The sequence below is a fragment of the Cellulomonas fengjieae genome, assembly GCF_018388465.1.
Lineage (GTDB): Bacteria > Actinomycetota > Actinomycetes > Actinomycetales > Cellulomonadaceae > Cellulomonas > Cellulomonas fengjieae.
In genome coordinates, this window is sequence record NZ_CP074404.1 from 801136 (window position 1) to 826546 (window position 25411).

At 73.7% G+C, this 25411-nt stretch carries 20 protein-coding genes; 4 read left to right on the forward strand and 16 right to left on the reverse strand.

Annotated features, from left to right (window positions below; translation table 11 throughout):
* Positions 1–62: 62 nt before the first annotated feature.
* Genes KG102_RS03720 through KG102_RS03735 form a run of 4 tightly spaced genes read right to left on the reverse strand, consistent with a single transcriptional unit; the run spans position 63 to position 4410 of the window.
* A complete protein-coding gene (locus tag KG102_RS03720; protein ID WP_208290449.1) occupies positions 63–920 on the reverse strand; it encodes an aldehyde dehydrogenase family protein in 858 nt (285 codons plus the stop codon).
* Positions 917–2410: an aldehyde dehydrogenase family protein gene (locus KG102_RS03725; RefSeq protein WP_208209826.1), complete on the reverse strand. Its 1494-nt coding sequence runs from the start codon at positions 2408–2410 to the stop codon at positions 917–919. The genes KG102_RS03720 and KG102_RS03725 overlap by 4 nt, the downstream gene beginning before the upstream one ends.
* Positions 2411–2421: 11 nt before the next feature.
* Entirely contained in the window at positions 2422–3426 is a 1005-nt protein-coding gene (gene deoC / locus KG102_RS03730) for a deoxyribose-phosphate aldolase (protein ID WP_208290448.1), read from the reverse strand.
* 9 nt (positions 3427–3435) lie between these two features.
* Positions 3436–4410, reverse strand: a complete 975-nt coding sequence (locus KG102_RS03735; RefSeq protein ID WP_208290447.1) for a sugar-binding transcriptional regulator — start codon at positions 4408–4410, stop codon at positions 3436–3438.
* A 169-nt stretch (positions 4411–4579) separates the two neighbouring features.
* On the opposite strand from KG102_RS03735, the gene KG102_RS03740 reads away from it, so the two are divergent.
* Positions 4580–6886, forward strand: coding sequence for a DUF6055 domain-containing protein (locus KG102_RS03740; RefSeq protein WP_208290446.1), 2307 nt, complete (start codon positions 4580–4582; stop codon positions 6884–6886).
* Here KG102_RS03740 and KG102_RS03745 read toward each other — a convergent pair.
* Entirely contained in the window at positions 6883–8724 is a 1842-nt protein-coding gene (locus tag KG102_RS03745; protein WP_208290445.1) for a phospho-sugar mutase, read from the reverse strand. The genes KG102_RS03740 and KG102_RS03745 overlap by 4 nt on opposite strands.
* A gap of 45 nt (positions 8725–8769) precedes the next feature.
* Positions 8770–9609: a purine-nucleoside phosphorylase gene (locus KG102_RS03750; RefSeq protein ID WP_208290444.1), complete on the reverse strand. Its 840-nt coding sequence runs from the start codon at positions 9607–9609 to the stop codon at positions 8770–8772.
* A 65-nt stretch (positions 9610–9674) separates the two neighbouring features.
* Here KG102_RS03750 and KG102_RS03755 point away from each other — a divergent pair, with 65 nt between their 5' ends.
* The gene (locus tag KG102_RS03755) at positions 9675–11123 is read left to right on the forward strand and encodes an NAD(P)H-quinone dehydrogenase (protein WP_208209820.1); all 1449 of its coding nucleotides are present in this window, start codon (positions 9675–9677) and stop codon (positions 11121–11123) included.
* Between the two features lie 73 nt (positions 11124–11196).
* On the opposite strand, the gene KG102_RS03760 is transcribed toward KG102_RS03755, so the two are convergent.
* The 6 genes from KG102_RS03760 to KG102_RS03785 form a co-directional block, all read right to left on the reverse strand.
* Positions 11197–13536 carry a glycoside hydrolase family 31 protein gene (locus KG102_RS03760; protein WP_208290443.1) on the reverse strand — a complete coding sequence of 780 codons (2340 nt, stop codon included), beginning with the start codon at positions 13534–13536 and terminating at the stop codon, positions 11197–11199.
* Between the two features lie 52 nt (positions 13537–13588).
* Entirely contained in the window at positions 13589–15559 is a 1971-nt protein-coding gene (locus tag KG102_RS03765) for an endonuclease/exonuclease/phosphatase family protein (RefSeq protein ID WP_249667457.1), read from the reverse strand.
* 49 nt (positions 15560–15608) lie between these two features.
* Positions 15609–16115: an NUDIX domain-containing protein gene (locus KG102_RS03770; protein ID WP_208290442.1), complete on the reverse strand. Its 507-nt coding sequence runs from the start codon at positions 16113–16115 to the stop codon at positions 15609–15611.
* Positions 16116–16122: 7 nt separating this feature from the next.
* A complete protein-coding gene (locus KG102_RS03775) occupies positions 16123–17916 on the reverse strand; it encodes an ATP-binding protein (RefSeq protein WP_208209817.1) in 1794 nt (597 codons plus the stop codon).
* A gap of 216 nt (positions 17917–18132) precedes the next feature.
* Positions 18133–18600, reverse strand: a complete 468-nt coding sequence (locus KG102_RS03780) for an aromatic ring-opening dioxygenase LigA (RefSeq protein ID WP_208209816.1) — start codon at positions 18598–18600, stop codon at positions 18133–18135.
* A 119-nt stretch (positions 18601–18719) separates the two neighbouring features.
* On the reverse strand, positions 18720–19361 hold the full coding sequence (locus KG102_RS03785) for a Maf family protein (RefSeq protein WP_208290441.1): 642 nt from the start codon (positions 19359–19361) through the stop codon (positions 18720–18722).
* 151 nt (positions 19362–19512) lie between these two features.
* On the opposite strand from KG102_RS03785, the gene KG102_RS03790 reads away from it, so the two are divergent.
* Positions 19513–20211 (forward strand): vitamin K epoxide reductase family protein, encoded by a 699-nt coding sequence (locus tag KG102_RS03790; RefSeq protein WP_249667459.1) that lies wholly within the window; start codon positions 19513–19515, stop codon positions 20209–20211.
* Positions 20212–20267: 56 nt separating this feature from the next.
* Here the strand turns inward: KG102_RS03790 and KG102_RS03795 are convergent, their stop codons facing one another.
* The 4 genes from KG102_RS03795 to KG102_RS03810 form a co-directional block, all read right to left on the reverse strand.
* Positions 20268–21989 carry a DUF885 domain-containing protein gene (locus tag KG102_RS03795; protein ID WP_208290598.1) on the reverse strand — a complete coding sequence of 574 codons (1722 nt, stop codon included), beginning with the start codon at positions 21987–21989 and terminating at the stop codon, positions 20268–20270.
* 66 nt (positions 21990–22055) lie between these two features.
* Positions 22056–22286 (reverse strand): acyl-CoA carboxylase subunit epsilon, encoded by a 231-nt coding sequence (locus tag KG102_RS03800; RefSeq protein WP_208209814.1) that lies wholly within the window; start codon positions 22284–22286, stop codon positions 22056–22058.
* Positions 22283–22855, reverse strand: coding sequence for a hypothetical protein (locus KG102_RS03805; RefSeq protein ID WP_208290440.1), 573 nt, complete (start codon positions 22853–22855; stop codon positions 22283–22285). Before KG102_RS03805 ends, KG102_RS03800 begins: the two co-directional genes overlap by 4 nt.
* Positions 22852–24453 (reverse strand): acyl-CoA carboxylase subunit beta, encoded by a 1602-nt coding sequence (locus KG102_RS03810; protein ID WP_208209812.1) that lies wholly within the window; start codon positions 24451–24453, stop codon positions 22852–22854. Before KG102_RS03810 ends, KG102_RS03805 begins: the two co-directional genes overlap by 4 nt.
* Positions 24454–24556: 103 nt before the next feature.
* Between KG102_RS03810 and KG102_RS03815 the strand changes: the two genes are divergently transcribed.
* Complete coding sequence (locus KG102_RS03815) at positions 24557–25408, forward strand: biotin--[acetyl-CoA-carboxylase] ligase (RefSeq protein WP_243885154.1); 852 nt, start codon at positions 24557–24559, stop codon at positions 25406–25408.
* The last annotated feature ends 3 nt before the right edge of the window (positions 25409–25411 follow it).

Consider the following 25411-nt stretch of genomic DNA (forward strand, 5'->3'; position numbering starts at 1 on the left):
ACGACGACGGCCCGCACCCGGAAGGGCGCGGGCCGTCGTCGTCCCTGGACTAGAGCAAGGGACTAGAGCAGGCCCTTGGTGTGCCAGACCGTCTTGGTCTCCACGAAGGCGGTGATGCGGTCCAGCGACGGGGCCGCCGAGCCCGGGCCGTTCGGCGGGAGCACGCGCTTGAGCGTGTCCGCCGCGGCGATCTGCAGGTCGACCCAGTCGAGGGAACCGGCACCGACCAGGTCGAGCGCGTTGACGTCCTGGTGGCCGGCCAGCCAGGGGGCGATCTCCGCCGGCGAGCCGGTGAGGATGTTGACGACGCCCTTGGGCACGTCGCTGGTGGCGAGCACCTCCGCGAGGCTGATCGCCGACAGGGGCAGCAGCTCGGCGGCCGCCACGACGACCGTGTTCCCGGACACCAGCGCCGGGGCGACGGCCGAGACCAGGCCGAGCAGCGACGAGTCCTGCGGGGCGATGATCGCGACGACGCCCGTGGGCTCGGGGACCGAGATGTTGAAGTAGGGCCCCGCGACGGGGTTGGCGTTGCCGGCCACCTGCGCGTACTTGTCGGCCCATCCGGCATACCAGACCCACCGGTCGATCGCCGCGTCGACCTGCGCGGTCGCGACCGCGGCGGACACGCCCTCGGCGTCGACGATCTCCGCCACGAACTGCGCCCGTCGGCCCTCGAGCAGCTCCGCGATGCGGTAGAGCACCTGGCCACGGTTGTACGCGGTGGCGCCCGACCAGCCACCGACCGCGGCCCGTGCGGCGACGACGGCGTCCCGGGCGTCCTTGCGCGAGGCCTTCGCGGCGTTGGCCAGGAAGGCGCCCTTGGCGCTCACGATCTCGTAGGTCCGACCGGACTCGCTGCGCGGGAACGCCCCGCCGATGTACAGCTTGTAGGTCTTGGGTACGGCGAGGCGGGTCACGTGCGGGCTCCCTTGGCGACGGACGTGCGCGGGGTCTCGACGGAGGGCACGGTCGTGCCGCTCGTCAGGTACGCGGCGATGCCGTGGCGGCCACCCTCCCGGCCGTAGCCGGACTCCTTGTAGCCGCCGAACGGGCTCGCGGGGTCGAACCGGTTGAAGGTGTTCGCCCAGACCACGCCGGCGCGGAGCTTGTCGGCGACGGCGAGGACGCGGCTGCCCTTCTCGGACCAGATGCCGGCGGACAGGCCGTACGGCGTGTTGTTCGTCTTGGCGATCGCCTCCGCGGGCGTGCGGAAGGTCAGGACCGAGAGGACCGGTCCGAAGATCTCCTCGCGCGCGATCCGGTGGCTGGTCGAGACGTTGGTGAAGATGGTCGGCGCGTACCAGAACCCGTTCTCCGGGATTGTGCACGCGGCGGTCCAGCGCTCGGCGCCCTCGGCCTCGCCCGCGTCGGTGAGCTCGCGGATCCGCGCCAGCTGCTCGGCGCTGTTGATGGCGCCGATGTCGGTGTTCTTGTCCAGCGGGTCGCCGAGGCGCAGGGTGGACAGCCGAACCTTGAGCCGGTCGACGACCTCGTCGTGGACCGACTCCTGCACCAGCAGCCGACTGCCCGCGCAGCAGACGTGGCCCTGGTTGAAGAAGATGCCGTTGACGATGCCCTCGATGGCCTGGTCGATGGGGGCGTCGTCGAACACGATGTTCGCCGCCTTGCCGCCCAGCTCGAGGGTCAGCTTCTTGTGGGTGCCGGCGACGGTGCGCGCGATCGACCGCCCGACGGCGGTCGACCCCGTGAACGCGACCTTGTCGACGTCGCCGTGCCCGACGAGCGCGGCGCCCGTCTCACCGGCACCCGTGATGATGTTGACGACACCCGGCGGCAGGTCGGCCTGCTGCAGGATCTCGGCGAACAGCAGCGCGGTCAGCGAGGTGGTCTCGGCCGGCTTGAGCACGACCGTGTTGCCGGCGGCCAGGGCCGGGGCGATCTTCCACGCCAGCATGAGCAGCGGGAAGTTCCACGGGATCACCTGCGCGGCGACGCCGAGCGGGACGGGACGGGCGCCGAGGCCGACGTGGTCGAGCTTGTCCGCCCAGCCCGCGTAGTAGAAGAACCAGGCGGCGACCAGCGGCACGTCGACGTCACGGCTCTCCTTGATCGGCTTGCCGTTGTCCAGGCTCTCCGCCACGGCCAGCTCGCGGCTGCGCTCCTGCACCAGGCGGGCGATCCGGAACAGGTACTTGCCGCGGTCGGCGCCGGACATCCGCGACCAGGTCCGGTCGTAGGCGCGGCGGGCGGCGGCCACGGCGGCGTCGACGTCGGACGCGTCGGCGTGCGCGATCGTCGCGAGGTGCTGCTCGGTGGCCGGTGAGATCGACGCGAACGGGACGCCGTGGCCCTCGCGGAACTCGCCGTCGATGAACAGGCCGTAGGAGTCGCGCAGGTGCAGGACCGCCTGCGACTCGGGGGCGGGGGCGTAGTCGAGGAATGACATCGGTGGGCCCTTCAGTCGATCGTCACGTAGTCGGGGCCGGCGTAGTGCCCGCTGGCCATCTTCTGGCGCTGCAGCAGCACGTCGTTGAGCAGGCTCGAGGCGCCGAACCGGAAGAGGTGCGGCGTCAGCCACTCCTCGCCGACCGTCTCCGCGACCGTCACGAGGTACCTGATCGCATCCTTGGACGTGCGGATGCCACCGGCCGGCTTCACGCCGACCTTCTCGCCGCTGAGCCGGTGCCAGTCGCGCACGACCTCGAGCATCAGCAGCGTGACGGGCAGGGTCGCGGCGGGGGAGACCTTGCCCGTCGAGGTCTTGATGAAGTCCCCGCCCGCGAGGATCGCCAGCCAGGAGGCGCGGCGGACGTTGTCGTAGGTGGTCAGCTCGCCGGTCTCGAGGATCACCTTGAGGTGCGCGTAGGTGCCGTCGGGGCGGCGGCAGGCCTCCTTCACGGCGACGATCTCGTCGTGCACCTGGCCGTAGCGCCCGGACAGGAAGGCCCCGCGGTCGATGACCATGTCGATCTCGTCGGCCCCCGCGGCGACCGCGTCGGCGGTGTCCGCGAGCTTGACGGACCGCGAGGCGCGCCCGCTCGGGAAGGCCGTGGCGACGGCGGCCACGCTGATTCCGCCGTCGGTGGGGTCACCGTGCGCGGCGCCGAGCGCCTGCAGCGCGTGCGGGACCATGTCGCCGTACACGCAGACCGCGGCGACGCGGGGGCAGGTGGGGTCGGCCGGGTCGGGCGTGATGCCCTTCGCGACCAGCGAGCGGACCTTCCCGGGGGTGTCCGCGCCCTCCAGGGTGGTCAGGTCGACGAGCCCGATGGTGCGGTCCAGCGCCCACGCCTTGGAGGTGGTCTTGATCGACCGCGTGCCGAGCCCGGCCGCCCGCTGCTCGAGGCCGACGGCGTCGACGCCGGGGATGCCGTGCAGGTAGCGGCGCAGGTTCGCGTCGTTCGCCTCGCCGCCCAGGAGCGCGAGTGCGCGCTCCCCGGGGACGACCTGGGTGCCTGTCATGTCGGGTCCTCACTGACCGTTGCTGTCGCTGACCGGTGGGTGGTTCTCGATGAGGTGCACGGCCGTCTCCTCGTCCGTGACGAGGACCGTGCACAGGCCGCTGCCGACCACCGCCCGGGCGACCGCGTGCTTGGCCGGGCCGGCGATGACCGCGATGCTGAGCGCCGCCGAGCGCAGGTGCTCCAGCGGGAGGCCCACGGTGCGCTCGTCGAGGTCGGGGTCGACGACGGCGCCGCGGTGGTCGATGTACCGGCCGACGACGTCACCGACCGCGCCCCGCCGGACCAGCTCGGCCACGTCGCCCGCCGTGAGGTAGCCGGAGTCCACCAGCACGGAGCCCGCGTCGGCGGCCCCCGCGCTGAACAGGTAGGCGTCGGCACCGGCGGCCTCGTCCAGGACGGCGGCGACGGCGCGGTCGGACTCGATGGCCCGCTTGGTCTCCAGCCGCTCGAGGATGGCCGGGCTGGGCAGCAGCGTCGCGTGCCCACCGGCCTTCTGCGCGATGGTGACGGCGGTGGCGGCCGCGGTTCCGGCACGCCGGTTGACGCTGATGCCGCCGTTGATCTGGACGACGTCGACGCCGGAGCCCCAGCCGTCCGCGAGGTGCCGGGAGAGGTCGTCGAGCGTGCGGCCCCAGCTGATCCCGAGCGTGCGGGGGACGGGGCGCAGCGCGGCGAGGTAGTCGGCGGCGGCCTGCGCGGTGCGCGACTGCAGCTCGTCCGCGCCGTCGACGCCCGTGGCGGACACGACGACCGCGTCCGCGAGCCCGCAGGTCTCCCGCAGCCGCCGCTCGAGCGCCAGCCGCCGTGCCCGCGGGTGGACGATCTGGATGCGCACGAAGCCGCTCGCCTTGGCCTGCGCCAGGAGCCGACCGACCTTCCAGCGGGTCAGCGCCAGGATCGAGCCGATCTCGTCCTGAGTCTTGTCCGCCTCGTAGTACAGCTCGGCAGCGCGGATGGACAGCAGCTCGTCCGACTCGATCATCCGGTTCCTCCCGCCTCGTCCCACCGTAGGCACGGCCGCACCCCGTGGCAACAGTCGTAGGTTTACGTGCTCATCTGAGCAGCGCGGGGGCGTTGACTCGACCCGGACGTTCGGCGACAGTGGGGCAGCCTTGCGGCGGAGCCGGGCAGCACGCGAGAGGACGGACCGGATGGGTCGGTGGGGACGCGGCGTCGTCGCCGTCGTCGTCCTGGTCGTCGTCGGCGCCGGGCTCGCCGCGGCCGTGCGGCACCTCCGGCCGGACAAGACCGTGGTGGTGCCCGCCACCTGGGCGCAGTCGTGGGAACGCGGGCACGTGCGCGAAGGGCGGGACGTGGTGCTCGCCTGGGGGGACCTGGCGGGAGCCGACCCGGCGACGGCGCCGCCCGGGCTGCGGTTCGACCCCGCGCGCGCACTCGCCCAGCTGGACGCCCTGTACGCCCTCGACGTGCACGACCTCGGCGTCGTCGACGACCGCGGCGCGATCGCCCGGCACAAGATCGTGGTCGTCGTCGACGGGACGTGGTCGCGCGGCCCGGGATCGGGCCCACGCACCGCCGTCCCCGGCGGCGGGCTCGCCCAACCCGGGCGCGGGGCCACCGGCACGGTGAGCAACGGCGTCGGGCTGCTGCGCGTGGACGTGGCCGCGCTGACCGCCCGCGGGCACGAGTCCGCGACGGCGCCGCCCACGGGTCAGCCGGCACCCGCCGGGGGCTCCGAGTTCGACCCGTCCTGGGACCTCGCCCGCGGCTTCGCGGAGGTCGTCCAGGGGTTCGCCGTCCTCGACACGCCCGGCGGCGGGTTCGCCTCCGACGACGCCGCGACGTACTGGGCGGCGAGCGCCGCCTACCTGGCCACCGTGGCGGCGCCCGGCGGCATCGGGAACCCGGCGGACCTGGTGCGCAGCCCGCAGCTGCACTGGCCGAGCCCGCGCCTCGGGGACGGCAGTTGGTTGCTGCTCCAGTACCTCGCCGAGCGTGACGGCGAGCAGCTGCTCGCGAGCTTGTGGCGCGAGGCCGAGGCCGGCGAGGACCCCCTGAGCGCCTACAAGCGCCTGACCGGCCTCAGCCAGGCGGACCTGAACCGACGGGTCGCCGAGTACGCGCTGCGCACCGTGTCCTGGGACTTCGCCAACGGCAGCGCGATCGCGGACGCGGTCGACAAGCTCGACCCCGTCCTGCTCGCCGACCGCACCACCCCGGTCCAGGCCGTCGACGGCGACCCCGGGCACTACCGGGTGCTCGACGCGTTCGCGCCGTCCGACTACGGCTTCACGATCGTCCGGCTCGCGCCCGACCCCGGGGCGCGCGCCATCCACCTGCGCCTGCGCGGGCACGAGGTCGCCCCTGACGCGGGGCTGAGCTTCGGGTTCGTCGTCCTCCGCGACGGCGTCCCCCGGTACAGCCCCGTGACCGAGAGCCTCGACCAGGAGGTGCAGCTCACGCTGCGGACGGACGAGCAGGTGTACCTGGTCGTCGTCGGGGCCCCCACCGTGCACCACCCGCACGCCTCCGACGAGGGTTTCGGGGAGGTCGCGCGCTACCCGTACGAGTTCCGGGTGTCGGGCGCGAGCGTGCCCGCCGACGGCACGGAGCCGATCCCGTCGGGCGGCCACCGGCACCCGAACGGCGGCGGCTGGGTGGACGACGCGGCGACGGTGGACCCCACCGCGTTCGTCGGTCCCGACGCGGTCGTGCGCGGCGACGCACAGGTGCGGGGCAACGTGCGGATCGAGGGGCGGGCCTGGGTCGAGGCCGGCGCGGTGGCCGAGGGGGACGTGGTCGTGCGGGACGTGGCGCTCCTGCGCTCGTCGGCCCACCTGAGCGGGAGCGTGGTGGTAGGGGGCGACGCGGTCGTCGACTTCCGGTGCACGGCCGGCTCCTACCTGACGTACGACCCGGCGCGGTCGTGCGACGGGCGCGCGGGCGAGCCCGACGCGAACCCGGCGCCGACCCCGATGACGGCCGCCGACCTGGCGCTCAGCGCGGTCCCGGGGCCCACCGGCACGCCGACGCCGGGGCCGACGTCCCCGACGCCCGCTCCGAGCACGGCCCCGACCCCCGCGCCGACGGCCCCGCCCGACGAGCCGGACGTGCCGACGGTGCCGTCCGCACCGCCGACGCAGGGCGGCGTCGAGCCCCCCGAACCGGTGCCGGCGAGCGCGTGCTCCGCGGCGTACACGGTGACCAGCCACTGGAGCTCCGAGGGCCAGAACTGGTTCCAGGCGCAGGTCGTGGTCACCGCCGGCAGCTCGGGGGTCGGGGGGTGGGCGGTCGGCTGGACGCTGCCCGCCGGCGGACAGGTGACCTCGGTGTGGAACGCGCGGCTGGGCACCAGCGGGTCCGCCGTGACGGCGGAGAACATGTCCTACAACGGCAGCCTGCGTCCGGGCGACACCGCGACCTTCGGGTTCCAGGGCACCGCCCCCGGCGAGACCGGGCGGCAGGCGCCTCAGGTGACCTGCACCCGGACGCGCTAGATCCCCAGCGCCCCGCGCACGTCGGCCGCCACGGCGTCCAGGCGGGCGCGGGCGTCGGTCCGGGCGCGCCCCACGGCCTCGTCGTCCGCCGCGGCGTCCAGCGGCACGATGACCTCGAGGTAGCACTTGACCTTCGGCTCGGTGCCGCTGGGTCGCACGATGACGCGCGTCCCGTCCGCCGTGAGCAGCCGCAGGCCCTCGGTCGGCGGCAGGCCGTCGCGGTCGTCCAGGGTCCCGGCGGCGAGGTCGACCACCTCGGTGACGCGGGACCCGCCCAGCGAGGTGGGCGGGCTGCTGCGCAGGCGGTGCACCGTGGCACCGATCTGGTCGAGGTCCGCGAACCGCGCGGAGACCTGGTCGGTCAGGTGCAGGCCGTGCTCGCGGGCCAGGTCGTCGAGGGCGTCGATGACGGTCCGGCCCTCGGCCTTGAGCCGTGCGGCCAGGCCGGCGACGAGCACGGCCGCCGAGATGCCGTCCTTGTCCCGCACGTGTGCCGGGTCCACGCAGTACCCGAGCGCCTCCTCGTACCCGAACACCAGGCCGTCGACCCGGGAGATCCACTTGAAGCCCGTGAGGGTCTGCGCGTAGCCGTAGCCCGCGCGGCCCGCGATCTTGGCGAGCAGCCGCGACGAGACGATCGAGCTCGCGAAGGACGAACCGGCCCGCGGAGGGGTCCGCGCCAGGTCGGCGCCCAGCAGCGAGCCCGTCTCGTCGCCGTGCAGGATGCGCCAGCCCTCCGCCTGCGCGGTGTCCGGCCCACGGTACGACCGGTGCCGCAGGTCCAGGATGCCGACGCCACAGCGGTCGGCGTCGGGGTCGAGCGCGATCACGAGGTCGGCGCGCTCGTCGCTGGCCAGCCCCAGCGCCAGGTCGATCGCACCCGGCTCCTCGGGGTTCGGGAACGCCACGCTCGGGAAGTCGGGGTCGGGATCGGCCTGCTCGGGAACCACCAGGACGTCGGTGAACCCGGCCTCCGCCAGGACGCGCTGGGCCACCTGGCCCCCGACGCCGTGCAGCGGCGTCAGGACGATCCGCAGGCGGGCGGCGGCGGCGCGCGTGGCGTCGTCCGTGGGTGCCAGCGCGACCGCCGAGGCCACGTACGCGTCGAGCACGTCGGGACCCAGGACCGTCCAGCCGTTCGCCGCGCGCGGCACCGAGGCGACCGAGGGCACGTGCGCGATCTCGGCGGCGATCGCCGCGTCGGCGGGCGGCACGATCTGCGCGCCCTGGCCCGCGTCCACGACGACGCGACCGCCGAGGTACACCTTGTAGCCGTTGTCCTGCGGCGGGTTGTGCGAGGCCGTCACCATGATGCCGGCGTCGGCGCCCAGGTGCCGGACCGCGAAGGCGAGCACGGGGGTGGGCAGCGGCGACGGCAGGACCAGCACCTCGATGCCCACAGCCGTCAGGACGGCGGCCGAGTCCCGCGCGAAGTCCGCGGACTTGTACCGGGCGTCGTAGCCGATCACCACGCGCGGGCGCGGCTGCACACCGTCCAGCTCGCCCAGCAGGTAGTCCGCCAGGCCGGACGCGGCCCGGATGACGACCGCGCGGTTCATCCGGTGAGGGCCGCCGCCGAGCCGCCCGCGCAGCCCCGCGGTGCCGAACTGCAGGAGGCCGCTGAACCGGTCCGCCAGGTCGTCCCGGGCCATCGCCCGGTCCTCGAGCGCGAGCCGTTGCGCGGGGGTCGGGTCGACCCCCGGGTCGATCGTCGGGGGTGCAGCACAGGCCAGGTCGAGCAGCTCACGCAGCTCGTCGGCCGTCTGGGGATCGGGGTCGTCATCGATCCACGTCCGTACCCGCGCCTCGAGGCCTGCCCATGCGTCGTCGCCGGTCATGGGCCCAACGTACCGACCCAGACCGGCCGACGCCGCATCGGACCGCTACAGCCGGCGCACGATCTGTGCCAGCAGGGCGCTGATCCGGGGACCGGCGGCGCGCCCCGCCTCGAGGACCTCCTCGTGCGACAGCGGCTCGTCGCTGATGCCCGCCGCGAGGTTGGTCACCAGGGAGATCCCGAGCACCTCGAGACCGGCGTGCCGCGCCGCGATGGCCTCGAGCGCGGTCGACATGCCGACCAGGTCGCCGCCGAGCACGCCGGCCATCCTGACCTCGGCCGGGGTCTCGTAGTGGGGACCGCGGAACTGCACGTACACGCCGTCGTCGAGTTCCGGGTCCACCTCGCGGGCGACCGCGCGCAGCCGCGCGCTGTAGAGGTCGGTCAGGTCGACGAACGTGGCGCCCTCCAGCGGGGACGTCGCGGTGAGGTTGAGGTGGTCGCTGATCAGGACGGGCGTGCCCGGTCCCCACGCGGGGTTCAGCCCTCCGCAGCCGTTGGTCAGCACGACCGTCGTCGCGCCGGCCGCGGCGGCCGTGCGGACGCCGTGCACGACGCGCCGCACGCCCTTGCCCTCGTACAGGTGCGTCCGCGAGCCGAGCACGAGCGCGTGCTTGTCCGTGCCGCCGATGCGGATGGAGCGGATGGTGCCGACGTGCCCGACGACGGCAGGTGCGGCGAACCCGGGCACCTCGGTGCTGGGCAGGACCGCGACCGTCTCGCCCAGGAGCTCGGCAGCACCGGCCCAGCCGGATCCGAGCACGAGCGCGACGTCGTGGCGGGCCACACCCGTGGCCACGGCGATGTGCTCGGCGGCCGCGCCGGCCAGGTCGAACGGGTCGGTCGTGGGGTCGTCGAGGTCGGGGTGCAGGGTCACGTCGCTCATGGGTCCGAGGCTAACGTGGTCCGTCCGTCTCGCCGTCGGCCCCGGGACCGGCAGAATGTCTGCTCGTGAGCACCCCCGAGCAGCCCCCGTCCGTCCGCGTCGTCATCATCGGTGGTGGGCCCGGGGGGTATGAGGCGGCCCTCGTCGGCCGCCGCCTCGGGGCGGATGTCACCGTCGTCGAGGCCGCCGGCATGGGCGGCGCGGCGGTGCTGACGGACGTGGTGCCCTCCAAGACCCTCATCGCCACCGCCGAGTGGATGACGATCGCCGACCGCGCCCCCGAGCTGGGCATCCGGCTCGACGGCACGCCCCTGGCGGGCGCCGTCGGCGGCACGCTCGAGCAGCTGCGCCACCGCATCGACCTGGCCGCGGTCAACACGCGCGTCAAGGCGCTCGCGGGCGCGCAGTCCGCGGACATCCGGGCGCGGCTCGAGCGGGAGGGCGTGCGGATCGTGCTCGGGCACGGCCGGCTCGACGGGCCGTCGCGGGTGGTCGTGACGCGGCAGGACGGCGTCGAGGACCTCACGCTCGAGGCGGACGCGGTGCTGGTGGCCACCGGGGCGACGCCGCGGACGCTGGACTCCGCGCGGCCGGACGGCGAGCGCATCCTCACGTGGACCCAGCTGTACGACCTGAACGCGCTGCCCAGTCGGCTCATCGTCGTGGGCTCGGGCGTGACGGGCGCCGAGTTCGCCGGCGCCTTCACCTCGCTGGGGGCCGACGTGGTGCTGGTCTCCAGCCGCGACCGCGTGCTGCCCGGAGAGGACGCCGACGCGGCCACGCTGCTCGAGGACGTGTTCAAGACCCGCGGCATGACCGTCATGTCGCGGTGCCGCGCCTCGGGTGCCCGCCGCACCGCGGACGGCGTCGAGGTCACCCTGGCGGACGGCAGCGTGATCGAGGGGTCGCACGTGCTGTTCGCCGTCGGGTCCGTCCCGACGACCGCGGGCCTCGGGCTCGAGGAGGCCGGTGTGCGCCTGAAGCCGTCCGGTCACGTGGAGGTGGACAAGGTCTCGCGCACCAACGTCCGGGGCGTCTACGCCGCCGGGGACGTGACGGGGGTGCTGCCGCTCGCGTCGGTCGCGGCCATGCAGGGCCGGATCGCGATGGCGCACGCCCTGGGCGACGCCGTGAAGCCGCTGTCGCTGCGCGGCGTGTCCGCGAACATCTTCACGTCGCCCGAGATCGCGACCGTCGGCTGGTCCGAGGCCCGCATGCAGGAGCAGGGCGTGAAGTACTCGGTGAGCATGCTGCCCCTGGCCCGCAACCCGCGCGCCAAGATGCTGGGGGTGCGCGACGGCTTCATCAAGGTCTTCGCGCACGCCGGCACCGGCACCGTGCTCGGCGCGGTGGTCGTCGGGCCGCGCGCCAGCGAGTCGATCTACCCGCTGACGCTCGCGGTGACGCACCGCATGACCACCGACCAGCTGGCCGAGACCGCCACCGTGTACCCGTCGATGTCGGGGACGATCGCGGAGGTCGCCCGCATCCTGCACCAGCGCATCGAGGACTGACCGGGGCGCCGAGCGACCATGCCCTGAGCGACGGTCTGCACCGTGCCCGCGTCGCTCAGGGCATGGTCGGCCGTCACGCGCGGGCGAAGAGCAGCTCGCCGACCGCGGTGGCCAGCGGCGGGTCGAGCTCCAGGGACTGCAGGTGGGACGCCCGGACCGTCAGGGGTGCGTCCGACGTCGCGATCTGGTGGATGCGCGTCTTGAGGTCGTAGCCGATCCTCGCGCGGTCGAGCAGCGTGAACAGGCGACCCGCCACGTCGTTCTCCGCGACCTGCGCGCCGGCACCGACCTCGACCGTGAGCGTGGCGTCGACCGGGACGTCGTCGACCGTGACCGAGACCCGGCCGTCCCCGCGCACCAACCGGCTCTCGAAGCCCGGTACGCGCGGCGAGCCGTCGAACGACAGGAACGTCACGGTCCACGTGCGCGTCGCGGGCAGGCACTGCACCGCTCCCTGCGCCGGGTGGACCGTGAACGTGCCGTCGCGGTAGGTGAGCGCCGTGCGGACCACCGCGTCGTCGGTGTCGTCGTCCTCGACCAGCGTGAAGGACCCGTCGGCGCCGACGACCACCCAGACCTCCAGCGCGGCCGGGTTCACCGGGTCGTTGCCGGGGATCGCCGCGGCGTCGAGCGGCACGATCGCACCGGCCGGCGCCAGCACCGGGATGCTCGACAGGTCGCGGTGCAGCAGCAGCTCACGGCCGCCGTCGTAGACCAGGCCGGTGAACACGTCGACCCAGGTGCCCGCCGGCAGCCAGGCCCGCACGGAGGACAGCCGCGTGTGCGGGTCGGCGGGGGAGGTCAGCGGGGCGACCACCAGCTCGCTGCCGAACACGTACTGGTTGGGCTGCTCGTAGGCCTCCCGGGCGTTCGGCCACGCGTGGTAGAGCGGCTCGACGAGCGGGCGGCCGTCGTGCGCGGCGCGGTGGTTCATGGTGTGCAGGTACGGCAGCAGCCGGTGGCGCAGCCGGAGGTGCTCGGTCATGACGGCCTGCGCCGCGGGCTCGTAGGTCCACGGCTCCTTGGTCGTGAACGCGTTGGCCCCCGAGTGCAGGCGCAGGATCGGGGAGAACACCCCGAGCTGCAGCCAGCGGGTGGCCAGCTCGTCGTCCTTGGCGCCGAACATGTGGCCGCCGATGTCGTGGCTCCACCAGCCGTAGCCGATGTTCGAGGCGGTCGCGGTGAAGTACGGCTGGAACTCCAGCGACGCCCACGAGATGACGGTGTCGCCGGAGAAGCCGACGGGGTAGCGGTGGCTCCCGGGGCCCGCGTAGCGCGAGAACGTCAACGGCCGGCGCCCGTCGCGCGCGCTGTCGAGGAAGTGGAAGTGGTTGAGCATCCACAGGGGGTCGATGCCGGCGACGCGCGAGTGCGGTCCGGACTGCCAGTCGAGCCACCAGAAGTCGACGCCCTCGTCCTCGAGGCCGCGGTGCAGCACGTCGAAGTACGCGTCGAGGAACTCGCGGTCCGTCACGTCGAACGGGATGGCGTCCCCCGGCTCGCGGCCGAGCGCCGCGCACATCGCCAGGTAGACCTCCTCGTGCGGTCGCACGCCGTCCGCCGGGTGCACGTTGAGCGTCACCCGCAGACCCCGTTCGTGCAGCGACGCGAGGAACGCCGGCGGGTCGGGGAACAGCGACCGGTTCCACGTGTAGCCCGTCCAGCCGCTGCCGAGGCTGGGGTCGACGTCGGTGACGTGCCAGTCCATGTCGATCACGGCGACGGAGAACGGCAGACCCTCGGCGGCGAACCGGTCGAGCAGGGCCGAGTAGGTGTCGGTGGTGTACCGGTGGTAGCGGCTCCACCAGTTGCCGAGCGCGAACCGGGGCAGCACGGGGGTCCGGCCGGAGACCGCGTAGAACGCCTGGATCGCGGCCCGGTGGTCGTGACCGTAGGCGAACACGTACAGGTCGGTCCGGGAGCCGTCGCGGGGGGCGACCCACCCCTCGCCGTCCAGGACCATCGAACGGGAGTCGTCGATGACCGCGTAGCCCTCGCGCGACACCACGCCGGGCTCGAGCGGGATGGCTCCGTCGGCCATGTCGAGGGTGCGCGCGGTGCCACCGAGGTTCGGGGCGTCCTCGCCGTAGCGCCACACCGAGTGGTACGCGCTGACGCCGCCGAGCACCGACACGCTCAGGCCGCTGGTGCTGAAGGGTGAGCGGTCGTAGACCAGGTGGAACCGGTCCGTGAGCACCTCCACGTGCGTGTCGGACTCGATGACGCGCAGGTCCGGCACCGGGAGCTCGCGGTTGAGCGCGAACGTCGAGGCGCGGTCCTCGAAGACACCGTCCGCGGAGTGCTCGAGCCGCACGAGGCCGTCGGTGAGGACGGTGATGCGGTAGGTCGGACCGAGGACCACCGCGCGGGGGTCGGCGATCGGGCGCGAGGGCAGCGGTTGGCGATGCGTCATGCACACGATTGTCCCTGGTGCGGGTGGTCGCGACGACGTGAGCCGGTGCGCGTCAGTCGTCGACCGAGAGCTCCACGACCAGCGGGCTGTGGTCGGACAGCGACGTCTGCGGGCTGGTCGGCGTGCGGAACGTCACGCCCTGCCCGAGCACCCAGTCGATCTTCCGGTCCGGCTGCTGCGCGGTGAACGTGAGCAGCGTGTCGTCGGCCGCGACCCACCCCCCGGCCTCGAGCCGTTCGATCTCCGGCCACCCCGGCTCCGCGTTGAGGTCGCCCGCCAGCACCGCCGGTGGCCGCACCGGCTCGGCGTCGGCCAGCGCGGTCAGCTGCGCCAGGCGCGTCGGCGTGCTCGGCTCGCGGTGCTGCAGGTGCACCGACGTGACCCGGACCTCGGTCCCGTCGGCGGTGGTCAGCGTGGTCGAGAGTGCCGACCGGGCCTGGGGGCCGACGCCGAAGGGCAGCGGGTGGACGGCGACGTCGGTGAGCTCCGAGCGGGCCAGCACCGCGTTGCCGAACTGGTGGTCGGCCGCGGGTGCGAAGTGGACCGTCATGTCCAGGCGGTGCGCCAGCCAGGTGGCCATGTCCGACCCGCCGCCGAACACCCAGCCGCGCTGCACCTCCTGCAGCGCGACGACGTCCGGGTCGAACGTCTCGATGGTCGCGGCGATGCCCTCCAGGTCGACCGCTGTCAGCGGGGAGACGCCGTAGTGCAGGTTCCAGTCGACTAGCGTGAGGTCGTCACCCGCCGCCCGGGCGGGCACGTCGGCCCCCGTGGCGCTCGCGTCGGACCTGAGGAACCCGAGCAGCGCCAGGACGAGCGCGGGCAGGATGAGCAGCCGCACCGAGCTCGTCCGCGCGGGCATCCGGTCCGGGCTCGTGAGGGCGGGGACCGCACCCGGCGTGCGCCGGCGCAGCCCGGACAGCGCCAGACCGAGCGCCGCGAGCACCATCACCCACACGTTGTCGACGGGCAGGGGGACGTCGTAGTCGAGCATGTAGAGGAGCAGCGGGCCGATGGTGCCGAGCCCGACCACCAGCGTGGCGGCGCCCGTCCGCACGATCCCGCGCGGCGCGGGCCGGTGCGCGCTCAGCGCGGCGGACAGCACGATGCCCAGGCACAGCTCGAGCACCACCACGCAGACCAGGGCGGCGACCCCCGAGAGCCAGAGGGCGCCGGCGGCGCCCGCCACGACCAGGACCGCGGCACCCACACGCACGGGACCCCGCCACGGGTCGGCGCGCAGGAGCGCCCAGGTGCCCACGGAGTTCGCGAGGACGACCGCCAGGCCCGCCCAGCCGAGCGCCACCCCGGACTGCGAGGCGACGAACGCCGGGTTGGCCACGACCGTCGCGGCCAGCGCGAGGAACAGGCCCAGCACCCAGAGGCGTCGCGGTCGCCCGGTCGCCTCCGCGGCCGACGCCGAGGTGGCCCTGGCGGTGAACGACACGAGCCCGCGGGCGGTCACGAGGGCGCCGACCGAGAGCGCGACGGCGACGACCCAGCCGACCCACCCGTCGCGCCACACCGCGTCCCACGTGCCGAGCACCAGCTGCAGCCCGACCGAGAGCCCGCAGCCGATCATCAGGCCGATCGCCGCCTGCCGTCCTCCGGCGGGCCGCCCGGCGACGAACGCGACCGCCAGCGTCAGCACCGCCACGCAGACCGCGACCGCCACGAGGCCGACGACGAACAGCGCCTCGCCGTCCAGGGCCTGGACGACCAGCCGCAGCACCCCCAGTGCGGCGGTCCCCAGCAGGAGCGTGCGGGCGTCGGGTGTGCCGGAGGTCCGACCGAGCACGAGCAGCAGGAGGGCCGCCACCAGTCCGGCGGCAGCGTACGTGCCCAGGGCGGTGACCGCGACGCTCGCGGCGCCCCCGGCGAACGCACGGTCCAGCAGCGGCCCGCTGGCGCGGATCAGCTCCAGGCAGAGCACGGTGAGCATGGCGACGAGCCACACCCGCGTCGGTGTCCCGGCGTCGGGGGGTGTCCGGACGGGCGTACCGGTGGTGGGGGTGGACGTCACGCGCGCGACAGTACCCCGGGTCCCCGTGCTGCCCGGTCCGCGCCGGAGGTCACCGACCGTCGAGCGTCTCCAGGCGGGTCAGCAGCCCCGGCCACGCGTCGGCGAACGCGGGCAGCAGCGGGAGGCGGGCCACCTCGTCGACCGGTACCCAGCGCAGCTCCAGGCTCTCCGCGTCCGTGACCGCCGGGTGGATCTCGCCGACCTCGTCGGCGATCACCGTGGTGTAGGACCAGCCGGGGTGCTCCAGGACGCTGGACTCGCGCACCCGGACGCGCGACGGCTCGATCCCGGCCTCCTCCGCAGCCTCCCGCAGCGCGGCGTCCTGCGCCGCCTCGCCGGGCATCCGCGCGCCGCCCGGCACGCCCCACGTGCCGCCCTGGTCGCTCCACAGCGCCCGGTGCTGCAGGACGACGGCGACGGGTCTGCCGTCCGCGTCACGTCGCACGACGAGCAGCCCAGCAGCGCCGTTCAGACCCCAGTGGCGATGACCGCAGCCGCACTCGACCCAGCCGTCGCCCGGCTGGCGCTGGCGGTGACCCGCGGCCGCGTCGCTCACTCGCGGGTCAGCCGACGATCTCGCAGATGGCCATCCCGGCGCTGACGCTGGACCCGACGGCCGCCGACAGGGCGGTGACCGTTCCGGGCCGGTGCGCCACGAGGGGCTGCTCCATCTTCATGGCCTCGAGCACGACGACCAGGTCACCCGCGGCCACGAGGGCGCCCTCGGCGACCGCGACCTTGACGATCGTGCCCTGCATCGGCGAGCTGAGCGTGGTGCCGTTCCCGCTGGTGGTCGGCCGCGCCACCCGGCGCACGGGCCGGCGCGCGCCCGTCGCGGATCCGCGCGACCCGTTCGTCGCGCCCCGGCTCAGCGACAACGCGGCCGGCAGCACCACCTCGAGCCGCTTGCCGCCCACCTCGACGACGACGCGCTCGAGCACGGCGGGCTCGGCGTCCTCGTCCTCCGGGGTCGGCGTGGCGCTGAGCGCGGCGACCGTCTCGGCGAACTCGGTCTCGATCCAGCGGGTGTGCACCGAGAACGGCTGCGCCGGGTCCGCGGGGGCGAACGCCTCGGCGTCGAGCACGGCGCGGTGGAACGGGACGACGGTCGGGATGCCGACGACCTCCAGCTCGGCCAGGGCGCGTCGGGCGCGCGCGAGCGCCTGGGTGCGGTCGGCTCCCGTCACGATCACCTTGGCGATCATCGAGTCGAACATGCCGGACACGCTGTCGCCCTCGACGACGCCCGAGTCGACCCGCACGCCCGGGCCGGACGGCATCCGCAGCGTCGTGATGCGGCCGGGGGCAGGCAGGAAGCCCTTGCCGGGGTCCTCGCCGTTGATGCGGAACTCGATCGAGTGGCCGCGGGTCTGCACGTGGTCGTAGCCGAGCGGCTCGCCCGACGCGATCCGGAGCTGCTCGCGCACCAGGTCCACGCCGCTGATCTCCTCCGACACCGGGTGCTCGACCTGCAGCCGCGTGTTGACCTCGAGGAACGAGATGACCCCGTCGGCGCCGACCAGGAACTCGCACGTCCCGGCGCCGACGTAGCCGGCCTCGCGCAGGATCGCCTGGGAGGACTCGACCAGCTGGGTGTTCTGCGCCGCGGTGAGGAAGGGGGCGGGTGCCTCCTCGACGAGCTTCTGGTGACGCCGCTGCAGGGAGCAGTCGCGCGTGGACACCACGACGACCGTCCCGTGCTGGTCCGCCAGGCACTGCGTCTCGACGTGGCGGGGCCGGTCGAGGTACCGCTCGACGAAGCACTCGCCGCGGCCGAACGCGGCGACCGCCTCACGCGTCGCCGACTCGAACAGCTCGCCGATCTCGCTCGCCTCGCGCACCACCTTCAGGCCACGGCCGCCGCCGCCGAACGCGGCCTTGATGGCCACCGGCAGCCCGTGCTCGGCGACGAACGCGTGGATCTCGTCGACCCCGGTGACCGGGTCGGCCGTGCCGGCGACGAGTGGGGCGCCGGCGCGCTGGGCGATGTGTCGCGCGCTGACCTTGTCGCCGAGCGCGTCGATGGCCGAGGGCGGGGGACCGATCCAGGTCAGGCCCGCGTCCAGGACGGCCTGCGCGAACGACGCGTTCTCGGCGAGGAAGCCGTACCCGGGGTGTACGGCGTCCGCGCCGGCACGCCGTGCGACGTCGAGCAGCTTGGGGACGTCCAGGTAGGTCTCGGCCGCACGGGCCCCGTTGAGGGCGAACGCCTCGTCGGCGATGCGCACGTGCAGCGCCTCCCGGTCGGTGTCCGCGTACACGGCGACCGAGCCGATCCCTGCGTCGCGGCAGGCTCGGGCGATGCGGACGGCGATCTCACCGCGGTTGGCGATGAGGACCTTGGAGATGGCGGGCACGGCTCACCGTAACGCCCAGGGCGATCCGGACCCGTGCGCGCGCGGCGTACCCGGCCAAGATTGTCGATCCGGCCAGCGCCCCGGCGCGACCGTTGTAGGGATCCACAGCGCGGTGGTGCCCGAGGGCGCGCCAGGGTCCGTGCCGTTGTCCGGTCGCCACAACGAACGAGCCCGGCCCCCCTGCGGGGACCGGGCTCGTCGTGCGGTGCGGTGTCGTCAGACTGCGGCCAGCGCGTTGTCGTCGGCGGCCTTCGCGGCAGCGGCGGACGGGGCGAGGTGGCGCAGGGCGAAGCCGATGAGGCCGAACAGGACGCCGACACCCATGACCAGGGCGGCGACACCGAACGCGACGACCGAGGTGAACAGCGAGGCGCGCAGGAACGAGGCGTTCATCGCGGTGCCGCGCAGCGGGTCCTCCTTGTCGAGCTCGGCGTAGGTCTTGTTGCCGGTCGCGTCGAGGGCGTGGTGGTTGATGATGTCCGCCTCGGCGAACGCCTCCCACGGGGTGTCGACCTTGGCTCCGCCGAACGCGGCGGCGTCGTCGGAGACCGTGATGTTCTCGGCGGAGAGGTTCGACGAGACGAGGCCCCAGGTGACACCTCCCGCAACGAGGAGGAAGGCGCCGGCGATGATCGAGATCAGCCCGGCGATGCGGACGAAGCGGGGGTTCGTGGTGGTCGACATGATGTATGAGTCCTTGGCGCCCTGGAACGGTCCCGGCCTACCCGGACCCGGTGAGCCTCTCGGGCTGGCTCACAGGAAAGATAGTTCCCTGGAAGCTGGACGCTCGTCTGGGACCAAAGTCAGGCGTGTCGCCACAGGCTGGGGATGGGCACTCCCACCTCGCCCAACAGCTCGCGCAGGAGCGGCAGGCTCAGGCCCACGACGCCGTGGTGGTCACCCTCGATCCGCTCGACGAAGGGGCCGCCCAGGCCGTCGATCGTGAACGCGCCGGCCACCGCGAGCGGCTCACCCGTCGCGACGTAGGCGTCGATCTCGTCGTCGGAGAGGTCGGCGAACCGGACCGTCGTCGACGAGGTCGCTCCGAGCATCGCGGGGACGTCGCGCTCGTCCATGAGCCAGTGCCCGGTGTGCAGGACGCCGGTCCGCCCGCGCATCGTCCGCCACCGGGCGGTCGCCTCGGCGGCGTCGGCCGGCTTGCCGTAGATCTCGCCGTCCAGCTCGAGCATGGAGTCGCAGCCCAGCAGCAGGAGGTCGTCCGCGTCGTCGAGGTCCTCCGGCAGGTTCCGGGCCACGTCCTCGACCTTGGCCTGGGCGAGCAGGAGCACGGCGTCCGCGGGGTCCAGCGTGCCGAAGCGCTCCTGCGCCGCCCGCAGCACTGCCTCCTCGTCCACGGCGGACACCGCGACGAGGGGATCGATCCCCGCGGCGAGGAGCGTGGCGCGGCGGGCGGGGGAGGCGGAGGCGAGCAGGAGGCGGGTCACGGGTCGCGAGCCTAGTTCGATCCCGGCGAAGGCGACGTACCGGTCGGGACTTCCGACCCGCGCACGAGGCGGGGGTCTGCGGGGCACAATGGACCGGCGATGGTCGGTTGCGGCGGGCGGCACCGTCGGGCCGAGGACGCGAGGAGGCACTGTGGGTGACACGACGATGTCGTCGGCTGACGTGGACGACGTCGACGACGTGGACGACCTCGACGACGTCGACGACCTCGACCCCGATCCCGACCTGCTGCAGCCCTCCTCGTACGCCTGGCGGGCCCGCACCGCGGTCGAGATGGTCCTCTCCGGCCTGATCGGGCTGGTGGCGTCCTTCGTGCTCTCGATCGAGGCCGTCACGCTCGCGGGCAACCCCGACGCGACCTTCGGCTGCGACATCAACTCGGTGATCAGCTGCAGCATCGTCGCGCAGAGCTGGCAGGCCTCGCTGTTCGGGTTCCCCAACGCGTTCCTCGGGATCGCTGCCGAGGCCGTCGTCATCACGGTCGCGATCGCGATCCTCGGCGGGGTGCGGTTCCCGCGCTGGTTCATGCTGGGCGCGCAGGCGGTCTACACGCTGGGGTTCCTGTTCGCGTGGTGGCTGTTCTTCGAGGCCTTCTTCGTCATCAAGGCGCTCTGCCCCTGGTGCCTGCTGATCACGGTCACGACGACGCTGGTGTGGGCGGGACTGACCCGGTTGAACGTGCGCGACCGCGTCCTGTCGCTCCCCGGCAGCTGGGGTCCCGCCGGCCGGCGGTTCGTCGCGCACGGCAACGACTGGTTCGTGACCGCCGCCCTCATCGTGCTGCTCGCGGTCGCGATCTTGGCCAGGTACGGCTCGACGATCCTGGCCTGAGCCCGGACGCACCAGGGGCCGGCAGCGCGGGTGCGCCGCCGGCCCCCTCGTCGTCGTCAGCCGGCGAACGCGGTCTTGAGCACGTCCAGCGGCAGCGAACCCATGCTCAGCGCCCGGGCGTGGAAGGCCCGCAGGTCGAACTGCTTGCCGGCGGCCTCCGCCTCGGCGCGCGCCGTGTCGCGGGCCTGCTCCCACAGCCGCTGGCCGATCTTGTACGACGGTGCCTGGCCCGGCCAGCCCAGGTACCGGTTCCACTCGAAGCGGATGAACGCCTCGGGCATGTTGACGTTGGCCAGGAGGAACTCCCAGCCCTTGTCGGCGTCCCACGTGCCGCCGCCCCACTCCGGCGGGGCCTCGAGGCCCAGGTGCACGCCGATGTCGAACACCACGCGTGCGGCGCGCATGCGCTGGCCGTCGAGCATGCCGAGCCGGTCGCCCGGGTCGTCGAGGAAGCCCAGGTCCGCCATCAGGCGCTCGGCGTACAGCGCCCAGCCCTCGCCGTAGCCCGACGTCCAGCACGCCAGCCGGCGCCACGTGTTGAGCGTCGCCCGCTCGAAGACGGCCTGGCCGATCTGCAGGTGGTGGCCGGGGACGCCCTCGTGGTAGACGGTCGTCTTCTCGCGCCACGTGTTGAACGTGGTGACCTCGGGCGGGACGGACCACCACATGCGCCCCGGGCGGCTGAAGTCGTCGCTGGGGCCGGTGTAGTAGATGCCGCCGTTCTGCGTCGGGGCGATGCGGCACTCGAGCGCGAGCACCGGGACCGGGATGTCGAAGTGCTTGCCGTCCAGGGCCTCGATCGCCGCGTCCGCCGTCTCCTGCATCCACGCCTGCAGCGCGGCCGTGCCGTGCAGCGTCCGCGCGGGGTCCTCGTCGAGGAGCGCGACCGCCTGCTCGACCGTGGCGCCGGGTCCGGCGATCTGCGCTGCGACGGCCTCCTGCTCCGCGACCACGCGGGCGAGCTCCTCGAGCCCCCACTGGTAGGTCTCCTCGAGGTCGACCGTCGCCCCGAGGAAGGCCCGGGACCACAGCGCGTAGCGCTCGCGACCCGCGGCGTCGGCCTGCGGCGCCTGCGGGGCCAGCTCCTCGCTGAGGAAGGAGGCCAGCCGTGCGTACGCGCCGCGTGCTGCGGTGGCACCGTGCTCGAGCTCGGCGCGGACCAACGAGCACGCCGCCGACTCGTCGAGGACCGCGTCGACGGCCTCGCCGGTGACGAACGACGTGAAGAACGACTCGGCAGGATCGGCGAGCTCGGCGGCCTGGCGGGCGCACTCCTCGACCTGCCGGACCGCGGCGACGGCGCCGTTGCTCGCGGCCAGCTGCAGCGACTCGATGTAGCCGTCGATGGCGAACGGCAGCGCGTTGAGACGCGCTGCGACGTTCGACCAGTCGTCGACCGTGTCGGTCGCCATGATGTCGAAGACGTCCCGCAGCTGCTGGACGGGCGAGGCGATGTTGTTGAGGTCGCGCAGGAACTCGCCGGCGTCGTGCAGCTCGAGCTCGAGGCCCAGCCGCTCCCGCATGGCCGCGAGCGTGATCCGGTCGACCTCGTCCGTCGGCGCCACGCCGTCGAGCGACTGCAGGGTGGTGCGGGCGAGATCTGCGCGTGCCGCGAGACCGGCCGGGGAGTGGTCCGTCATCTCGTGGTCGTGCCCTGCGATACCCATGCTGGTCGCTGCCAGGGGGTCGAGGGTGGCGTACTGGCTGATGTAGGCCTCGGCGATCGAGTCGATCGGGGAGGCGTCGCGCACGGGCGCGACGGGGTTCGAAGGCGTCATCGTCACCCGCCCGACCCTACCCGCCGGGGGCCCCGCAGCCGGAGGGGATTCCGGGAGGGCATCGGGTCAGCCGCGCAGGCTCCAGCGCCACACGTCCGGGCCGGGCAGCAGGCCGACGCGGCTGCCCCGCATGGTGCGACGCCGGTCCGCCCACGGCGCGGCGACGGCGTGGTCCCGCTCGTCGGCGAGGCGGGCCCGCTCCGACGCGGCGGCCATCAGCCCGGCGACCAGCGCCGCGAGCTCGACGTCGTCGGGCGTGCCGCGGACCACGTGCACATCGGCGTCGCGCGCGCTCATGACCCCTCCGCCCGGTCGTCGTCCTCTCCCTCGTCGTCGACCTCGAGGAACGTCACCGCAGCCCCGCGGGACGCTCCCCACTCACCGACCTCGAACCCGACGTCGACGAGCCGCTGCGCCAGGTCGGCGCCGCCCTGCTCGACGAGGTCGAGCACCGACTCCAGCGAGAGGTCCGACGTCCCGGGCGGTGGCCCGACGACGAAGCCGAGGTGGAACGTGTCGATCTCGGCGTCGCTGCGCGGGGCGTCCGCGTCGCCGTGCTCCTCCTCGCCCCAGGACATGCCGGTGAGGTCCGCGTGCAGCCCCAGCCGCTCGTGCAGCAGGTCGTACAGCTGCGCGTTCAGCGCGCCGACCTCGGACTCCAGGGCGAGGATCCGCGGGTCCTCGTCGGCCTCGGTGGACCCGAACTCGGCGCGCACGCCGACGGCGACGTCGACGTAGCCGTGCAGCGTGGCGGCCAGCGCGGCGACCACGGCGTGCAGGTCGGCGGCGTCGACGCCGACCAGCGGCTCGGGGCCGTGGGCGGGGTCGTCGTGCCCGCCGTGCTCGTCGTGCGCGTGCTCGCTCACAGGGGGATGTTCCCGTGCTTCTTGGGCGGCAGGCTGGCGCGCTTGGTGCGCAGCAGCCGCAGGGCCTTGGTGATCTCCGAGCGCGTCTGCGCCGGAGCGATGACCGCGTCCACGTAGCCGCGGTCGGCTGCGTCCCAGGGGTTCACGATCGCCTCCTCGTACTCGGCCGTCAGGCGACGTCGCTCGGCCTCCACGTCGCCCCCGGCATCCTCGACTGACTTCAGGGCACCGCGTTGCAGGATGTTCACCGCGCCGCCGGCGCCCATGACGGCGATCTGCGCGGTGGGCCACGCGAGGTTCACGTCGGCGCCGAGCTGCTTGGAGCCCATGACGATGTAGGCGCCACCGTACGCCTTGCGGGTGATCACGGTGACCAGCGGGACGGTCGCCTCCGCGTACGCGTAGATGAGCTTGGCGCCGCGCCGGATGATGCCGTTCCACTCCTGGTCCGTGCCCGGCAGGAAGCCCGGCACGTCGACGAACGTGAGCACCGGGATGTTGAACGCGTCGCAGGTCCGCACGAACCGCGCGGCCTTCTCGGCGGCGTTGATGTCCAGGGTGCCGGCCATCGCCAGGGGCTGGTTGGCGACGACGCCCACGGGGTGACCCTCCACGTGCCCGAAGCCGATCAGGACGTTCTTGGCGTACAGGGGCTGGACCTCGAGCAGGACCCCGTCGTCCAGCACGTGCTCCACGACCGTCCGCATGTCGTACGGCTGGTTGTCGGAGTCGGGCAGGAGCGTGTCGAGCTCCTTGTCGGCGTCGTCGACCGTCAGCTCGACCTCGTGGTCGAAGGTCAGCGGGTCCGTGAGGTTGTTCTGGGGGAGGTAGATGAGCAGCGAGCGCACGTAGTCGAGCGCGTCGTCCTCGTCGGACGCCAGGTAGTGCGCGACACCGGAGCGGGCGTTGTGCGTCGTCGCGCCACCCAGCTCCTCGAACCCGACGTCCTCGCCGGTGACCGCCCGGATCACGTCGGGCCCCGTGATGAACATGTTGGACGTGCCGTCGACCATCACGATGAAGTCGGTCAGCGCGGGGGAGTACACCGCGCCGCCCGCCGACGGGCCCAGGATGAGGCTGATCTGCGGGATCACGCCAGACGCGGCCACGTTGCGACGGAAGATCTCGGCGAACTGCGTCAGTCCCGCGACGCCCTCCTGGATCCGCGCGCCGCCGCCGTCGCTGATGCCGATCAGCGGGACGCCCGTGCGCAGCGCCAGGTCCATCACCTTGGTGATCTTCTGGCCGTGCACCTCACCCAGGCTGCCGCCGAAGACGGTGAAGTCCTGCGAGTAGATGCACACGGGCCTGCCGTCGACCGTGCCGTGGCCGACGACGACGCCGTCGCCGGGGACGCGCTTCTTGTCGAGCCCGAAGTTGGTGGAACGGTGCCGGACGAATGCGTCGAGCTCGGTGAACGAGCCCGGGTCGAGCAGCTGCTCGATGCGCTCGCGGGCGGACCGCTTGCCGCGCGCGTGCTGCTTGTCCACGGCGCCCTGCTCCGCAGTCTGAGCCGCGGTGTACCGGTTCGCCAGGTCGACGAGCTTCGCGGACGTGGTGCGCGGAGCCGTCTCGATGGGCTGCGGGGTGTCGGTCACCCGACGAGGCTAGTTGTCGACGCCCACCATGCACGTGCAGGCGCCTCACGGTGTTGCCCGCGCCGGGGTGTCGGGTTCCCACAAGCAGGTCATCATGGTCGCCATGCCTGCGCTCCGTGTCGCCGAGCTCCGCGACCTCCTGCTCGCTCCCGCCGGGCCGTTGGCGCGGGTGGAGGTGGTCGAGGCCACCGAGTCGACCAACACCGACCTGGCCGCCACCCTGCGCTCCGATCCCGACTCGTGGCCGGATGCCAGCGTCCTGGTCGCGGAGCACCAGTTCGGCGGGCGCGGCCGGGCGGGACGCTCGTGGGAGACACCCGCCGGGACCTCGCTGACGTGCAGCTTCGTCCTGCGTCCCGTGACCCCGCCGGCCTCCTTCGGCTGGATCGGGCTGCTGGCAGGGCTGGGCACGGTCAACGCGCTGCGCGCGACGGCGGGCGTGCCGGCCACCCTCAAGTGGCCCAACGACCTGCTCGTGCCCGCCGACACCGAGGTCGAGGGCTGGGGCGCGGCCCGCAAGGTCGGCGGGATCCTCACCGAGGTCGTGCCGCTGCCCCCGGGGCAGCCTCCGGCGGTCGTCATCGGTATCGGCGTCAACGTGAGTCAGTCCGCCGACGAGCTGCCGGTGCCGAGCGCGACCTCGCTCGCGCTCGCGGGCGCGCAGCACGTGGACCGCGAGAGCCTGCTGGTCGCGATCGTCGCGGCGCAGCTCCAGGTGGCTCAGCGCTGGCGCGACTCGGGCGGGGACCCCGCGGGCTCCGGCCTGGGCGGTGAGGTGGCAGCGGTGTGCAGCACGCTGGGCACGACCGTGCGCGTCGAGCTGCCCGGGGGTGCCTCGGTGAGCGGGCTGGCGGCGCGGCTCGACGGGGACGGGGCGCTGGTGGTCGTCGACGACGCGGGGGCCGAGCACCGGGTGCTCGCGGGTGACGTGCGCCACGTCCGCACGGGCAGGTGAACT

Excerpts from the sequence above, each read along its gene's own strand:
- KG102_RS03725 (WP_208209826.1), bottom strand. The coding sequence starts at position 2,410 with ATGTCATTCCTCGACTACGCCCCCGCCCCCGAGTCGCAGGCGGTCCTG.
- deoC (WP_208290448.1), bottom strand. The coding sequence starts at position 3,426 with ATGACAGGCACCCAGGTCGTCCCCGGGGAGCGCGCACTCGCGCTCCTG.
- KG102_RS03735 (WP_208290447.1), bottom strand. The coding sequence starts at position 4,410 with ATGATCGAGTCGGACGAGCTGCTGTCCATCCGCGCTGCCGAGCTGTAC.
- KG102_RS03740 (WP_208290446.1), top strand. The coding sequence starts at position 4,580 with ATGGGTCGGTGGGGACGCGGCGTCGTCGCCGTCGTCGTCCTGGTCGTC.
- KG102_RS03745 (WP_208290445.1), bottom strand. The coding sequence starts at position 8,724 with ATGACCGGCGACGACGCATGGGCAGGCCTCGAGGCGCGGGTACGGACG.
- KG102_RS03750 (WP_208290444.1), bottom strand. The coding sequence starts at position 9,609 with ATGAGCGACGTGACCCTGCACCCCGACCTCGACGACCCCACGACCGAC.
- KG102_RS03760 (WP_208290443.1), bottom strand. The coding sequence starts at position 13,536 with ATGACGCATCGCCAACCGCTGCCCTCGCGCCCGATCGCCGACCCCCGC.
- KG102_RS03780 (WP_208209816.1), bottom strand. The coding sequence starts at position 18,600 with ATGTCGACCACCACGAACCCCCGCTTCGTCCGCATCGCCGGGCTGATC.
- KG102_RS03795 (WP_208290598.1), bottom strand. The coding sequence starts at position 21,989 with ATGACGCCTTCGAACCCCGTCGCGCCCGTGCGCGACGCCTCCCCGATC.
- KG102_RS03800 (WP_208209814.1), bottom strand. The coding sequence starts at position 22,286 with ATGAGCGCGCGCGACGCCGATGTGCACGTGGTCCGCGGCACGCCCGAC.
- KG102_RS03815 (WP_243885154.1), top strand. The coding sequence starts at position 24,557 with ATGCCTGCGCTCCGTGTCGCCGAGCTCCGCGACCTCCTGCTCGCTCCC.